Origin of the sequence: Romboutsia sp. 13368, assembly GCF_018336475.1 — a bacterium.
Taxonomy (GTDB): domain Bacteria; phylum Bacillota; class Clostridia; order Peptostreptococcales; family Peptostreptococcaceae; genus Romboutsia.
Window position 1 is genome coordinate 1,171,384 of record NZ_CP048741.1, and the last position, 409, is coordinate 1,171,792.

Consider the following 409-nt stretch of genomic DNA (forward strand, 5'->3'; position numbering starts at 1 on the left):
ACTCAGATGATACAGCATATCTAGATGAATTATATCCAGAAATAGAAGATGAAGTAAAAAGTCAAATAGACAGTATGAGGGATTTAGACGATAAAGATGACCCTAATTTTTCAGACCAAGATTATATATTAGCTGCATATGCAGCAGCATTAAAAATATTAACATCATATAAAAATATAGAAGATATAGATGTTCAMCATGAATTATTAAAATCAGATTCTAACTCACCGATAGTAAATATAATAAATGAAGCTAAGAGAATAGCATTTGATTATTTAACACCTAAAGGATTTGATTCATATACTTGGAAAACATTACTTCCAGAAGAACGATTTTATATAAAAGGATTAGATACTGAAAAAGAAGGCGTATATAAAATAAGTGCATATCAAGAACTTGGTAGAGGATT

At 27.9% G+C, this 409-nt stretch carries 1 protein-coding gene; it reads left to right on the forward strand.

The window, feature by feature from the left end; all coding sequences use genetic code 11:
* Positions 1-409, forward strand: a 409-nt coding sequence (locus tag G3997_RS04770; RefSeq protein ID WP_330616238.1) for a hypothetical protein, incomplete at both ends; no start/stop codon positions are given.